At 65.8% G+C, this 12,929-nt stretch carries 14 protein-coding genes and 3 tRNA genes; 3 read left to right on the top strand and 14 right to left on the bottom strand.

What is annotated here, in order from left to right; genetic code table 11:
- From QTI24_RS22410 to trpE, 12 genes are all read right to left on the bottom strand, one after another.
- The coding region (locus tag QTI24_RS22410) for a GTP-binding protein (RefSeq protein WP_286603497.1) at positions 1-537 on the bottom strand (537 nt) is incomplete at its 3' end.
- 74 nt (positions 538-611) lie between these two features.
- Positions 612-686, bottom strand: a tRNA-Thr gene (locus QTI24_RS22415).
- Between the two features lie 42 nt (positions 687-728).
- A tRNA-Gly gene (locus QTI24_RS22420) sits at positions 729-802 on the bottom strand.
- A 121-nt stretch (positions 803-923) separates the two neighbouring features.
- A tRNA-Tyr gene (locus QTI24_RS22425) sits at positions 924-1,009 on the bottom strand.
- A gap of 173 nt (positions 1,010-1,182) precedes the next feature.
- Positions 1,183-1,884 carry a uracil-DNA glycosylase gene (locus QTI24_RS22430; protein ID WP_286603498.1) on the bottom strand — a complete coding sequence of 234 codons (702 nt, stop codon included), beginning with the start codon at positions 1,882-1,884 and terminating at the stop codon, positions 1,183-1,185.
- Complete coding sequence (gene trpC, locus QTI24_RS22435) at positions 1,881-2,681, bottom strand: indole-3-glycerol phosphate synthase TrpC (RefSeq protein WP_286603499.1); 801 nt, start codon at positions 2,679-2,681, stop codon at positions 1,881-1,883. The genes QTI24_RS22430 and trpC overlap by 4 nt, the downstream gene beginning before the upstream one ends.
- Positions 2,682-2,700: 19 nt before the next feature.
- Entirely contained in the window at positions 2,701-3,726 is a 1,026-nt protein-coding gene (trpD, locus tag QTI24_RS22440) for an anthranilate phosphoribosyltransferase (RefSeq protein WP_286603500.1), read from the bottom strand.
- Positions 3,727-3,743: 17 nt separating this feature from the next.
- On the bottom strand, positions 3,744-4,415 hold the full coding sequence (locus QTI24_RS22445; RefSeq protein ID WP_286603501.1) for a LysE family translocator: 672 nt from the start codon (positions 4,413-4,415) through the stop codon (positions 3,744-3,746).
- Positions 4,408-5,466, bottom strand: a complete 1,059-nt coding sequence (gene ltaE, locus QTI24_RS22450; protein ID WP_286603503.1) for a low-specificity L-threonine aldolase — start codon at positions 5,464-5,466, stop codon at positions 4,408-4,410. Before ltaE ends, QTI24_RS22445 begins: the two co-directional genes overlap by 8 nt.
- A 5-nt stretch (positions 5,467-5,471) precedes the next feature.
- Positions 5,472-6,056: an anthranilate synthase component II gene (locus tag QTI24_RS22455; RefSeq protein WP_286603504.1), complete on the bottom strand. Its 585-nt coding sequence runs from the start codon at positions 6,054-6,056 to the stop codon at positions 5,472-5,474.
- Positions 6,053-6,445 (bottom strand): GxxExxY protein, encoded by a 393-nt coding sequence (locus QTI24_RS22460; RefSeq protein WP_286603505.1) that lies wholly within the window; start codon positions 6,443-6,445, stop codon positions 6,053-6,055. The genes QTI24_RS22455 and QTI24_RS22460 overlap by 4 nt, the downstream gene beginning before the upstream one ends.
- Positions 6,442-7,944 carry an anthranilate synthase component I gene (trpE, locus tag QTI24_RS22465; RefSeq protein WP_286603506.1) on the bottom strand — a complete coding sequence of 501 codons (1,503 nt, stop codon included), beginning with the start codon at positions 7,942-7,944 and terminating at the stop codon, positions 6,442-6,444. The genes QTI24_RS22460 and trpE overlap by 4 nt, the downstream gene beginning before the upstream one ends.
- A 273-nt stretch (positions 7,945-8,217) precedes the next feature.
- Here trpE and QTI24_RS22470 point away from each other — a divergent pair, with 273 nt between their 5' ends.
- Positions 8,218-8,808 (top strand): chalcone isomerase family protein, encoded by a 591-nt coding sequence (locus QTI24_RS22470; protein ID WP_286603507.1) that lies wholly within the window; start codon positions 8,218-8,220, stop codon positions 8,806-8,808.
- Between the two features lie 3 nt (positions 8,809-8,811).
- On the opposite strand, the gene QTI24_RS22475 is transcribed toward QTI24_RS22470, so the two are convergent.
- Together QTI24_RS22475 and QTI24_RS22480 are read right to left on the bottom strand one after the other, a co-directional pair.
- On the bottom strand, positions 8,812-9,489 hold the full coding sequence (locus QTI24_RS22475) for a phosphoglycolate phosphatase (protein WP_286603508.1): 678 nt from the start codon (positions 9,487-9,489) through the stop codon (positions 8,812-8,814).
- Between the two features lie 44 nt (positions 9,490-9,533).
- Positions 9,534-10,217 (bottom strand): LuxR C-terminal-related transcriptional regulator, encoded by a 684-nt coding sequence (locus QTI24_RS22480; RefSeq protein WP_286603509.1) that lies wholly within the window; start codon positions 10,215-10,217, stop codon positions 9,534-9,536.
- A gap of 236 nt (positions 10,218-10,453) precedes the next feature.
- On the opposite strand from QTI24_RS22480, the gene QTI24_RS22485 reads away from it, so the two are divergent.
- Positions 10,454-11,779, top strand: a complete 1,326-nt coding sequence (locus QTI24_RS22485) for a DotU family type IV/VI secretion system protein (protein ID WP_286603510.1) — start codon at positions 10,454-10,456, stop codon at positions 11,777-11,779.
- Between the two features lie 11 nt (positions 11,780-11,790).
- A complete protein-coding gene (locus QTI24_RS22490; protein WP_286603511.1) occupies positions 11,791-12,921 on the top strand; it encodes a type VI secretion protein IcmF/TssM N-terminal domain-containing protein in 1,131 nt (376 codons plus the stop codon).
- Positions 12,922-12,929 lie beyond the last annotated feature (8 nt).

Genomic DNA, 12,929 nt, shown 5'->3' on the forward strand with positions numbered 1-12,929 from the left:
CAGCGCCAGCTTGGCCGAGCCGTGGATGATCGGGGTGTCGTCGCCCGGGAATTCGTACTTGTCCAGCAGTTCGCGGACTTCCATTTCGACCAACTCGAGCAGTTCGGCGTCATCGACCATGTCGCACTTGTTCAGGAACACGATGATGTAGCCCACACCCACCTGGCGCGCCAGCAGGATGTGCTCGCGCGTCTGGGGCATCGGGCCGTCAGCGGCCGAGCACACCAGGATGGCGCCGTCCATCTGGGCGGCACCGGTGATCATGTTCTTCACGTAGTCGGCGTGACCCGGGCAGTCCACGTGCGCATAGTGGCGGTTGGCCGTTTCGTATTCGACGTGCGCGGTGTTGATGGTGATGCCGCGGGCCTTTTCTTCGGGCGCCGCATCGATCTGGTCATAGGCCTTCGCTTCGCCGCCGAACTTGGCCGACAGCACCGTCGCAATCGCCGCCGTCAGCGTCGTCTTGCCATGGTCCACGTGACCAATCGTGCCCACGTTCACGTGCGGCTTCGTACGGGTGAATTTTCCTTTTGCCATTTTCTCGACTCCGAAAAATAACTAGATCAACACACTGACATGGGGCTGCAACCTTTCGGCTGCAACCCCAAAACTGGTGCCCATTGCGGGAATCGGACCCGCGACCTCTCCCTTACCAAGGGAGTGCTCTACCACTGAGCCAAATGGGCGTATACCTAAAACCAACTGCGCCTAGCGCTGACGTGGACCTCTGGAGCGGGAGACGGGAATCGAACCCGCGTCATTAGCTTGGAAGGCTAGGGTTCTACCATTGAACTACTCCCGCATCGCGACACAACCAAACCGGATCAAACCTCCAGATCGGGCCGTACCGCAGCACGGTCAGAGCCTTTCGCTTTCGCCTCGGGCCCACAACATTCAAGCGCTCTGCAAAATCCATTCATCGCTGGTGGAGAGGGCTGGATTCGAACCAGCGTACTCGTAAGAGGGCAGATTTACAGTCTGCTGCCATTAACCACTCGGCCACCTCTCCAGCGAACCTCGGAATATAGCACGATATACCCGGGTACGTCGATGACACCCCCGGCAAATTTGTGCCGCACCGCAGCAACTTCTCGGCGTCCGCAAGGGGGTTGGCCGGTCAGGAGTCGCGATTTGCTCCGAGCCCAAGATTCTCGCATGAAATCAAGCACTTACTCCCTGGGCTCAGGAACCTCCGCCTTCGCGCCACGCCCGGGCTTGCCCGAAGTGCCCGCAGCCGATGAATGGCACGGGCGGCCGCAGTGCGGACAGGGGCGAGGGGTGATTCGACATCAGCACCTTGTGACGAAGTGTGTCGATCAGCGCCCGCTTGCTCTGCGCGTGCGAGCCCCACAGCATGAAGACGACGGCCCGTTCGCCATCGGCCACATGGCGGATCACGGCGTCGGTCAGCACCTCCCAGCCACGGCCGGCGTGGCTGGCGGCCTGCCCTTCCTCCACGGTCAGGCACGTGTTGAGCAGCAGCACGCCATGGGTCGCCCACTTGACCAGGCTCCCGCCAGGATTCGGAAAGGTCGGAGGCGGCGTGCCCAGGTCGCGCTGCAGTTCCTTGAAGATGTTGCGCAGCGACGGCGGTAGCGCCACACCCGGCGCCACTGAAAAAGCGAGCCCCTCGGCTTGCCCGCGCCCGTGATACGGATCCTGGCCGAGGATCACGACGCGGACCTCTTCCGGCGGCGTCAGTTCGAGCGCTCGCAGTGGCTGGGGAGGAAAGATCACGGCACCGGCGTCCAGCCTCTCACGCAGAAAGCCCTGCAGCCTCTGGCCGACCGCGCTGCCGAAGAATTCGCCCACCAGGGCCTGCCATCCGGGCGCGACCAGCCAATCGGCAGGGTCGCTGCTCGCCAACTGATTCCCCGCGCTCATTGGAACAATGCGGCGAGCGCTTCGCCCGGATCGTCGGCACGCATGAAGGCCTCGCCAACCAGGAAGGCATGGACGCCCGCAGCTCGCAGTTTCGCGACGTCGTCGCGGGTCGTGATGCCCGATTCGGTCACGAGCAAGCGATCGGGAGGCACCTGCGCCAGCAAATCGATCGTGGTCTGTATCGACACCTCGAAGGTCCGCAGATTGCGATTGTTGACGCCGACGAGCGGCGTCTTGAGCTTCAGCGCGCGCTCGAGTTCGGCACCGTCGTGCACCTCGACCAGCACCGACATGCCGAGCCCCGCTGCGATCGCTTCGAATTCGCGCATCTGACCGTCGTCCAGGCAGGCCGCGATGAGCAGGATGGCGTCGGCGCCCATCGCGCGCGATTCGTAGACCTGGTAGGCGTCGACGATGAAATCCTTGCGCAGCACCGGCAGATCGCACGAGGCCCGCGCCTGCTTGAGATAGTCCACGCCGCCCTGGAAGAACTGCCTGTCGGTCAACACCGAAAGGCAGGCCGCGCTCACCGTGCCGTCACCTTCGGCGTAGCTCTGGGCGATGTCCGCCGGGATGAACTCCGCGCGCAGGACACCCTTGCTCGGGCTGGCCTTCTTGACCTCGGCAATGACCGCGGCGGCGCCCGCGGCGATCTTCGCGCGCAGGGCACCGGTGAAGTCGCGCGTGAGCACACGGCTTTCGGCATCGAAGCGAACGGCTTCCAGGGGTGTTTTCTTTGTGGCCGCCGCGATTTCCTCGCGTTTGACGGCAACGATCTTCTCGAGGATGTCCGACATTCCTTTTCTCCCTGCTCGCTCAGGCAGCCGCCGTGGCTGCAATCAGTTCGGCCAGCTTGGCCTTGGCCGCGCCCGATTCAAGCGCGGCGCGCGCGCGCTCGACGCCCGCTCCGATCGAATCGGACACATTGGCCGCGTACAGCGCAGCGCCGGCATTGAGCAGCACGATGTCGCGCGCCGGCCCGGGCTGGTTGGCGAGCACGTCCATCAGCATCGCCTTCGATTGCTCCGGCGTCTCCACGCGCAGCGTGCGATTGCTCGACATCGCGAAGCCGAAGTCCTCCGGATGGAGTTCGTACTCGCGCACTTCGCCATCCTTGAGTTCGCCGACCATGGTGGCCGCGCCGAGCGAGATCTCGTCCATGCCGTCGCGGCCGTAGACCACCAGTGCATGTTCCGCGCCCAGGCGCTGCAGCGCCCGCACCTGGATCCCCACGAGGTCCGCGTGGAACACGCCCATCAGGATGTTGGGCGCCCCGGCCGGATTGGTCAGCGGGCCGAGGATGTTGAAGATGGTCTTGATGCCGAGTTCCTTGCGAATCGGCGCGACGTTCTTCATCGCCGGATGGTGGTTCGGCGCGAACATGAAGCCGATGCCCACATCGGCAATGCACTTCGCGATCTGGTCCGGCTTCAGGTTGATGTTGATGCCGAGCGATTCGAGCACGTCCGCGCTGCCCGACTTGCTGCTCACGCTGCGCCCGCCATGCTTGCTGACCTTGGCGCCCGCGGCCGCGACGACGAACATCGAGCAGGTCGAGATATTGAAGGTGTGCGAGCCGTCGCCGCCGGTGCCCACGATGTCGACCAGGTTCGTGGTGTCGGCCACCGGCACCTTGGTCGAAACTTCGCGCATCACCTGCGCGGCTGCGGTGATCTCGCCGATGGTTTCCTTCTTGACGCGCAAGCCGGTAATGAGCGCGGCCATCATCACCGGCGAGCATTCGCCGCTCATGATGAGGCGCACGATGTGCAGCATCTCGTCGTGGAAGACTTCGCGGTGTTCGATGGTGCGCTGCAGCGCTTCCTGGGGGGTGATGGGCATGGTTTGTCTCCCTTGGATCAATGGACGGAGGTCGGGGCGAGAGGATTGTCGGAAAGCGCGAGTCTGAAGCCAAAGCCCACGAACAGCGCGCCGGCGCCACGCTGCAGCCAATGCATGCCGCGCTGGACGAGGCCGACGCGACGCGCCGTCCAACCGGCGAGCAGCGCCCACGCCACGTTGACGAAGATCGCGTTGAAGTTGAACAGCACGCCCAGGAGGAAGAAGGCAAGGGGCTTGTTGTCCGTGCCGGGTGCGATGAACTGCGGGACGAAGGCCAGGAAGAACAGCGCTACCTTGGGATTGAGCGCATTGGTCCAGAAGCCTCCGAGGAAGACGCTCTTCATGCTGGTCGGCCCTGCCGCATCGGCACCGTCGACGGCCAGCGCCTGCTCATCCTTCGAAGGCCGCGACAGCAGCATCCGCACGCCGACCCACAGCAGATAGGCAGCACCGACCCACTTCAGGACGGTGAACGCGGTCGTCGATGCCGCCATCAGCGCACTCACGCCGAGCGCCGCGGCGGAAATGTGCACAAAGCAGCCGGCGGTGATGCCGAAGCCGGCAACGACCCCGGCGCGGGTACCCGAGCGCAGCGACCGGGTCACGATGTAGAGCACGTCGGGCCCCGGCGTGAGATTCAGCAGCAGCCCGGCGGCGATGAAGAGCAGCAGCGAATGGGCGTCAGGCATGGAAGAAGCTCCGGATGGCTCCGACCGCGCGGTCGATGCCGCTCGCATCCACGTCGAGATGCGTTGCGAATCGCAGCCGGTATAGCCCCGTGGCCAGCACGGCGTTCTGCTTCAGATGAGCCAGCAGTTCGGCGGAACGCGATCGGGCCGCGCCCGTGAGGTCGACGAACAGCAGATTCGTCTGCGGCGCCTCGACCTGCAGTTCGGCGATGCCCGCTAGCCCCTCGGCCAGCCGGCGCGCCAGTGCATGGTCCTGCGCAAGACGCTCGACATGGTGATCGAGCGCATGCGACGCCGCCGCGGCCAGAATGCCGGCCTGCCGCATGCCGCCGCCCGCCATCTTGCGAATGCGGTGCGCGCGCGCAATGAACTCCCGCGACCCGCACAGCGCCGAGCCCACCGGCGCACCGAGGCCCTTGCTGAAGCAGACCGACACGGTGTCGAAACAGCCGGCGATGCGGCGCGCTTCGGTGCGCGGGTCAGTACCGCGTTCCGCCGCCTGTGCCACGGCCGCGTTGAACAGCCGCGCACCATCGAGATGGCGGCTCAGTCCCTTGCGCTGCGCCAGTTGCGTCGCCTGTTCGACGTAGGCGAAGGGCAGCACCTTGCCCCCCAGTGTGTTCTCCAGCGCGAGCAGCCGTGTGCGAGCGAAATGCGCGTCGTCGGGCTTGATCGATGCTTCGATCTCGTCCAGCGCGAGCGTGCCGTCCGGCTGGTGATTCAGCGGCTGCGGCTGCACGCTGCCGAACACCGCGGCGCCGCCGCCTTCCCAGCGGTAGCAATGCGCCTGCTGGCCGACGATGTACTCGTCGCCCCGCTGGCAATGCGACAGGATCGCGCAGAGATTGCTCTGGGTGCCCGTGGGCACGAACAGCGCCGCCTCGAAGCCCAGCATCCCGGCGATCTGCTCCTGCAGCGCGTTGACGCTGGGATCGTCGCCGAACACGTCATCGCCCAGAGGGGCGGACAGCATGGCATCGCGCATCGCGGCCGTGGGCTGGGTGACCGTATCGCTGCGCAAGTCGACCAGGGTCGATGAAGAGGTCGTCATTCGGATCACTCCAGGAAGTTCCGGAGCATGGCGTGCCCGTGCTCGGTGAGGATGGATTCGGGATGGAACTGCACGCCCTCGATGCGCACGGCCTGCTCGAAGCCGGTGTGGCGCACGCCCATGATCTCGCCGTCGTAGGTCCATGCGGTGATGGCGAGTTCGCTCGGACAGGACTCGCGTTCGATCGCGAGCGAGTGATAGCGGTTGACACAGAACTTCTCCGGCAAGCCCGCGAACACGCCTTCGCGCGTGGTCGTGATCTCGCTGGTCTTCCCGTGCATCAGCTGCTGCGCGCGAATAATCTTTCCGCCGAAAGCCGCGCCAATCGCCTGGTGACCGAGGCATACGCCGAGGATGGGCAGGCGCCCGGCGAACTCCTGGATGGCCGCGACCGAGACGCCCGCCTCGGCCGGCGAGCAAGGCCCGGGCGAAATCACAAGCCGGCCGACGCCGCCGCCGATGCGCTCCCGGAGCCCTTCGAGCGTGATCTCGTCATTGCGATGCACCTCGACGTCCGCGCCAAGCTCGCCGAAATACTGCACCAGGTTGTAGGTGAAGCTGTCGTAGTTGTCGATCATCAGGAGCTTCATGGCTTGACTCCGATCCTGTGCACGCCTTTGACCACTGGGAACACGTTGAAGTTGATGAGCAGCCCCAGCTTGAGCCCCGAGAGCCGCACGGCCGCCTGAGCCCGCGCACGATGCAGGTCGGTGAGCGCATCGACCGCCTTCACGTCGACGACGACCGACTGCTCGACCACGAAGTCCGCATGGCAGACTTCGCCGAGCGATCGGCCCTTGTAGCTCGCCGATACCGGCACGTTGCGCACGAAGCCGATCTCGCGCTCGGCCAGTTCGATTTCCAGCGCGGCGGCGTAGACCTCCTCGGCCAGGCCGATGCCGAGCACCCGCTGCACCTCGACGGCCGCGCCGATGATCTCGTGCGAGAAGTCGTTGTTCTGAATGTCGTCGCTCATCATTCCAGGCCCTCCTCGACCAGCTCCGCGGCGCGCAGTAGCGCCCGCGCCTTGGCTTCCGTTTCTTTCCATTCGAGTTCGGGCACCGAGTCGGCGACCACGCCGGCCGCGGCCTGCACGTGCAGCATCTGGTCCTTCACGATGCCGGTGCGGATGGCGATCGCCACGTCCATGTCGCCGGCGTAGCTGATGTAGCCGCAGGCGCCGCCATAGAGTCCGCGCTTGGTCGGTTCGAGTTGGTCGATCAGTTCCATAGCGTGGACCTTCGGCGCACCAGTCAGTGTGCCGGCCGGGAAGGTGGCCTTGAGCACGTCGATCGCGGTCATGCCGTCCTTCAGCGTGCCTTCGACATTGCTCACGATGTGCATCACGTGGCTGTAGCGCTCGATGGCGAAGGCTTCCGTCACCTTCACGCTGCCGATCTTCGCGATGCGGCCGATGTCGTTTCGCGCGAGGTCGATCAGCATCACGTGCTCGGCGCGCTCCTTCGGGTCGTTGATCAGCTCGACCTCCGCCGCCTTGTCGAGCTCGGGGGAGGCGCCGCGGGGGCGCGTGCCGGCCAGCGGGCGGATGGTGATCTTCTGCTCGTCCTCCCCGGTGCGCTCCTGGCGCACGAGGATCTCGGGCGAAGCGCCGACCACGTGAAAATCGCCCAGGTCGTAGTAATACATGTACGGCGACGGATTCAGCGAGCGGAGCGCGCGGTACAGCGACAGCGGCGACTCGGTATAGCGCTTGCTGATGCGCTGGCCCACCTGCACTTGCATGAAGTCGCCGGCCGCGATCAGCTCCTTGGCGCGCTCGACCGCCGCGAGGTAGTCGGCCTTGGCGAAGCTGCGCTGCGCCGGATGCGCCTGCGTCGGCGACACGCGCGGCGCGCTCACCGAATACTTGAGTTGGTCGCGGAGCCCGCGCAGGCGGCGCTTGGCGTTGGCATAGGCCTCGGGTTGGCCCGGGTCCGCGTAGACGATCAGGTAGAGCTTGCCCGAGAGGTTGTCGATGACCGCCAACTCCTCGCACTGCAGCAGCAGGATGTCGGGACAGCCCAGCGTGTCGGGCGGGCAGCTCTTCTCCAGCTTCTTCTCGATGTGGCGCACGGTGTCGTAGCCGAAGTAGCCCGCCAGGCCGCCGCAGAAGCGCGGCAGGCCCGGACGCAGGGCGACCTTGAAGCGCTGTTGGTAAGCCGCGACGAAATCGAGGGGGTTGCCCTGGACTTTTTCCACGACTTTGCCGTCTGTTACGACCTCCGTGACGGCGTCGGAACCGAAGCCGCTCGCACGCAAGAGCGTCCGCGCGGGGAGTCCGATGAAGCTGTAGCGGCCGAAGCGCTCGCCGCCCACCACCGATTCGAGCAGGAAGCTGTTCCTGCCGCTGTCCTTGGTATGGGCGAGCTTGAGATAGAGGGAAAGAGGCGTTTCGAGGTCGGCAAAGGCCTCGACCATCAGCGGAATGCGGTTGTAGCCCTGCGCGCTGAGGCTTTTGAATTCGAGTTCAGTGATCACGGGTGGGGTCTCCGTCGGCCAGCAGACGCTCCTTGGTCGCTGGCGGGGTCATTCAGGGTGGCTGGTCAGGATGACCGAGGGCCGTGGGCGCACGGCGTGCGCCGTGCAATCAAACAGGCAACGTCGATGGCGTGCGCCAAGGCCAGGCTCCCCGGCTGCCTTGACCTGTCTGAATGACGTGATGAATGAACATGGAATGGGGAGTTTAGCCGAGGGACAACGCTGGTACTAAAAGATACATTCGGAACTTTTGGAGCCCACGGAGACTTTTTGATGCCCCAGTTTGCCTTGCGACGCGTGATTGCGCTGTCCACCCTTGCCCTCGCGTCGTTCGCCGCATCGGCTGCCCAGATCGACGTCGCCGGCGTGAAGCTCGACGACGCCATCGACCTGCGGGGCAGCAAGCTGCAGCTCAACGGCGCAGGCGTTCGCTACAAGGCCGTCTTCAAGGTGTACACCGCCGCCCTCTACCTGGGCAAGAAGGTGGGCACGCCCGAAGAGGTACTGGCCGCGCCGGGGGCCAAGCGAATGACCATCACCATGCTGCGCGACATCGACGCCAACGAACTGGGCAAGCTCTTCACGCGCGGCGTGGAAGACAACTCGCCCAAAGGGGAGATGTCGCAGTTGATTCCGGGACTGCTGCGCATGAGCCAGGTGTTCTCCGAGCAGAAGCAACTGAAGGCAGGTGACTCGTTCACCATCGACTGGCTGCCCTCCACCGGCACGGTGATTTCCGTGCGAGGCGTTTCGCAAGGCGATCCCATCAAGGAGCAAGCCTTCTTCAATGCCCTGGTGCGCATTTGGCTCGGCCCGAGTCCGGCCGACTGGAAGCTCAAGGACGCGTTGTTGGGAAAGGGCTGAGGCTCAGCCCTTCTGACCGAGATCGGCCAGGGAGTCGATGAAGCCGTCCGCATCCACCTCGCGGATGGGTTCGCCGTGGTTGTAGCCGTAACTGACGAGGATGACGGGGCAGCCGGCGGCGCGGGCGGCCTTGGCGTCGTTGCTGGAGTCGCCGAGCATCAGCGTTCGGGCTGGGCGAGTGCCGAGGGCTTCGCAGGCCTTGAGGAGCGGGAGGGGATCGGGCTTTTTCTTGTCGAAAGCGTCGCCGCCGAACATCACGTCGAAGAATTCGGTGAGGCCCTTGGACGCCAGCAGCGGGCGGGCGAAAGCGGTCGGCTTGTTGGTGAGGCAGGCGAGGCGCAAGCCACGGGCGCGCAAGGCGGACAGGCCCTGCACAACGCCGGCGTAGACCTCGGCATGCTCGCCGTTGATCGCCAGGTAGTGGTGCTGGTAGCGGGGCCAGGCGCGTTCGAACCAGGTCTCGTCGTCCTCCGAAGTGGCTCGCACTTGCTGGAGCACCGAATGGATCAGGTGCTCGGAGCCCTTGCCCACCATGGCCTCGACCGTGGGCGCATCGATGTGCGGCAGGGCGAGGTCGTCGAGCATGTGGTTCAAGGCGACGACGAAGTCACCGATGGTATCGACCATCGTTCCATCGAGATCGACGATCGCGGCGTCGAAGTTTGAAAGATCCAGGGGCATCCCCCGAGGATAAGCCGGCGCCGACGACGCCGGCGGTGCGGACCTCAGGCTTCGGTGAGCGATTGCGCCGCGACGACGGCCTCGGTGCGGTTGCGCACATTGAGCGCCCGGAAGATCGCAGCCAGGTGGATCTTGACCGTGCCCTCGCTGATGCCCAGAGCGCGCCCGATGAGCTTGTTGGGCTTGCCCTGCGACAGCAGCTGCAGCACCTCGACCTGGCGCTCGGTCAGCACGTTGCGCAGGTGCTCCAGCGTCTGCGCGGAGGCGGCGGCCGCTCCGCGCTGCGCGGCATCGGCGGCACTGGCGTTCGGAATGCCGGCAATCACGCCGGGTGGCAGCGCCGCCAGCATCATCGGCGGCACGTAGACGCCGCCCGCCAGCACCAGCCGCACTGCGGACAGCATGACCTCGGGCGAGTACGCCTTCGGGATGAAGCCCAGCACGCCGCGTTCGAGCGCGCTGCGCATGACGGAAGGGTCTTCGTAGCCCGACAGCACGATGACCGGCACCGCCGGATGCCGGCGACGGATCTCGTCGATGTGGGCCTGGCCTTCAGCGCCGGGCATGTTCAGGTCGATCACGGCCAGGTCGATGTCGTCGGAAGCACCGACGAGCAGTTCGTCGACGCTCATGGCCAGGACGAACTGAATGTCGGCTTCAAGCTCCGACAGTTTGGCCTTGACCGCCTCGATGACGAGCCGGTGGTCGTCGGCGATCAGGATTTTCATGGCTTACCCCAGCGTCAGAAGTGACTCAGCACATTGAAGATACCGGCGAACGCACCGCACAGCAAGGCGGATTCGCTCCCCGAACGACATAGCTCCCAAGCGGTATGGCGCGCGCGCACGCGCGTGGAAAGAATCGATTCCATATCCAAGAAACGACAGGGGGACAAGCATGTGCCATCGAAGAAGGCGCACACACGGGACTCCCGTCGCCACCCAAGCATAGCCGCGAGCGATGCATGGCTCGCCTGCTCGACTGTTTCTCCGCGCTGCTTTCGTTCGGCCTCGCGCTGGACGCGTCGATCGCTGCCGGGCGGGTCAGCGACTCCTGCGAGGCGGCACAGCACAAGGCCCGCGCGCTGCTCGACGAGGCACGCGCCGCCGCCCGCAGGCTGGACCGGCCGGCCGAGAAGGTGGAGTCGGCGCTGTTCGCGATGGTCGCGTGGATGGACGAGATCCTGGCGCGTCACCCCGGTTGCACCGATGCGGTGGCGCCCTTGCAGGTCGCGCTCTTCAACTCGCACAACGCCCAAACCGAGTTCTTCCACCACCTCGCGGCCTTGCAGGCGGGCGACGAGGAAGTCCGCGAGGTGTACTGGCACGCGCTGGTGCTGGGCTTCAAGGGCCAGTACTACTTCGAGAACGGTGAGGGCGGCGAACTCGGCAAGCTCAAGGATCTGCACGGACAGCAGCTCGCCGTGCGCCCCGTCGCGATCGAGACGCTCGCGCAGGACCGCATCACGCCGCAACCCTACGGCGTGCCCGACCCGCCTGGACCGCGCGATCCGCAATGGCGGCAGCGCGCCCTGCTGCGCACGGGTGGCGCGCTGGCGCTGCTGATTCCGCTGGCCTACCTGCTGTGGTTTCTTCTGACGCGGCAGTACGAAGCGCCGCCCACGCTGGCGCAGCGCATCGAGCAGCAATTCCAGACCTATGCCTGCTCCGACCTGTCCGTGACCGCGGGCAGGGATGGCGAAGTGCGCGTGAGCGGCTTCGTCTCGCGCGCCGAGGAGGTCGCCAGCGTCGAGCGCGCCGTGAGCGCCGTGCCGGGCGTCGGCGCCGTGCGCTTCGAGCTCCAGCTTCGCGTGTGGCCGCATTGCGAGGTCGTTGCGATCCTCAAGCCCTACCAGGCGCGCAACCGGGACAAGAAGCTCGGCCTGAAAGTCGCCGCATCCTCCGCACGCGACGGCCGGCTGCGCGAAGGCGACCCGGTGCGCTTCCAGATCACGAACGCCAACGCCGACGGCTACCTCTGGGTCGACTACTACACGGCCGACGGCGCGGTGATGCACCTCAATGCCGGGAAAGTGCAGCTCCGCTTGCGCGCCGGCGAGACGATCGAGCTGGGCCGCGACATTCCTGCGAGCTGGCTGGTGGCGCCCCCTTTCGGCACCGTGATGCTCACCGCGCTGTCGTCGCCGATTCCCTTCAGTGAACCCGTGGACAGCCCCCCCTTCGAACTCGCGTCGGCTTACCTCCAGCGGCTGCGGGAGTCGCTGGCCGTCGGCGAATTCGGCGCGCGAGTGATTGCCGACTTCGCTTTTCTCGAGACCGTCCCGCGTTGACGATGAACGCCATGACGCAGCTGCCCGCTCACTTCTGGCCCTTGCTGGTGCTTTGCCTGCTGGCCTTTGTGAGCCTGTGGTGGTTCGTGCTGGGGTCGAGCCGCTCAGCGCGGCGCCGGATGCTGCGCCTACGGATCGCGGCGCTGGGCCAGGAGACGGAGGCGCCATCGAAACCCGGCGAACTGCAGCAATCCCTCGCCCATGCGCGCCGGACGCTCCTGCACGAGCCCGAACCACCGGTGGTGCGCAATCCCCTCTATGCGATTCCGTGGTTCGTCTTCATCGGCGACGCATCGGCCAACGTCACGGGTCTGCTCGATGCCGCTGTCGACACGTCGTCGCCATCGTCGTCGGCACCGCACGCCGAGCGCGACGACGCCTTCTGGCACTGGCGCGGCCTTTCATCGATGATCGCCATCGAGACCAGCCCCGCGGTACTGGGCGATCCTGCGGACCGGCACGAACGCAGCCTCTGGTATCGCGCGCTGCTGGAACTCGCGGAGCGACGCAAGCGCCTGCCGCTCAACGGCATCGTGGTGTGCGTGGACGTATCCACCCTGCTCGGCAACGCGGCCGCGAGAGAGGCGGTCGCAACTCGGGTGCGAACGCTGGTCCACGAAGCAGCGGAGCATCTGGGGCTCCTTCTGCCGGTGTATTTCTTCGTGACCGGCCTGGAGCGGCTGAGCGGTTACGACGTCGTGCGCGGCGCCCTGCCCGACGAGGTGCTCGCGCAAGCGTTGGGCCACCGCCTCACCCACGAAGCGGCACCGCGCATCGAGGCCGATGCAGAACTCGACGTGATGTTCGGCGAGATCACCCAACGCCTGCATGCGCTGCGCATGACGCTGTTCCGCAATGAGCAGGACCCGGTTCGCCGGCAGGCCATCCATGCCTTCGTGGAGGAGGTCCGTTTGCTGCAGCAGGGTCTTCGTGAAATGGCGCAGCGCCTCTTCGGCAATGGCCATGGACCCCACTCGCCCCGCTGGCGCGGCCTCTATCTCACGGCAGCGCCGCACGATGGCCACGACGGCGCCTTCGTGCACGATTTGTTCGAGCGCTTCCTGCCGGCGGACCAGCCCCTCGCACGTTCGCGAAATCCGGGTGGCGTGAGCGACAGCTACTTCGGCTCCACGCAGATGTGAAGCCGGCT

This window comes from Variovorax sp. J22P240 (assembly GCF_030316855.1).
In the GTDB taxonomy this organism is placed as follows: Bacteria; Pseudomonadota; Gammaproteobacteria; order Burkholderiales; family Burkholderiaceae_C; genus Variovorax.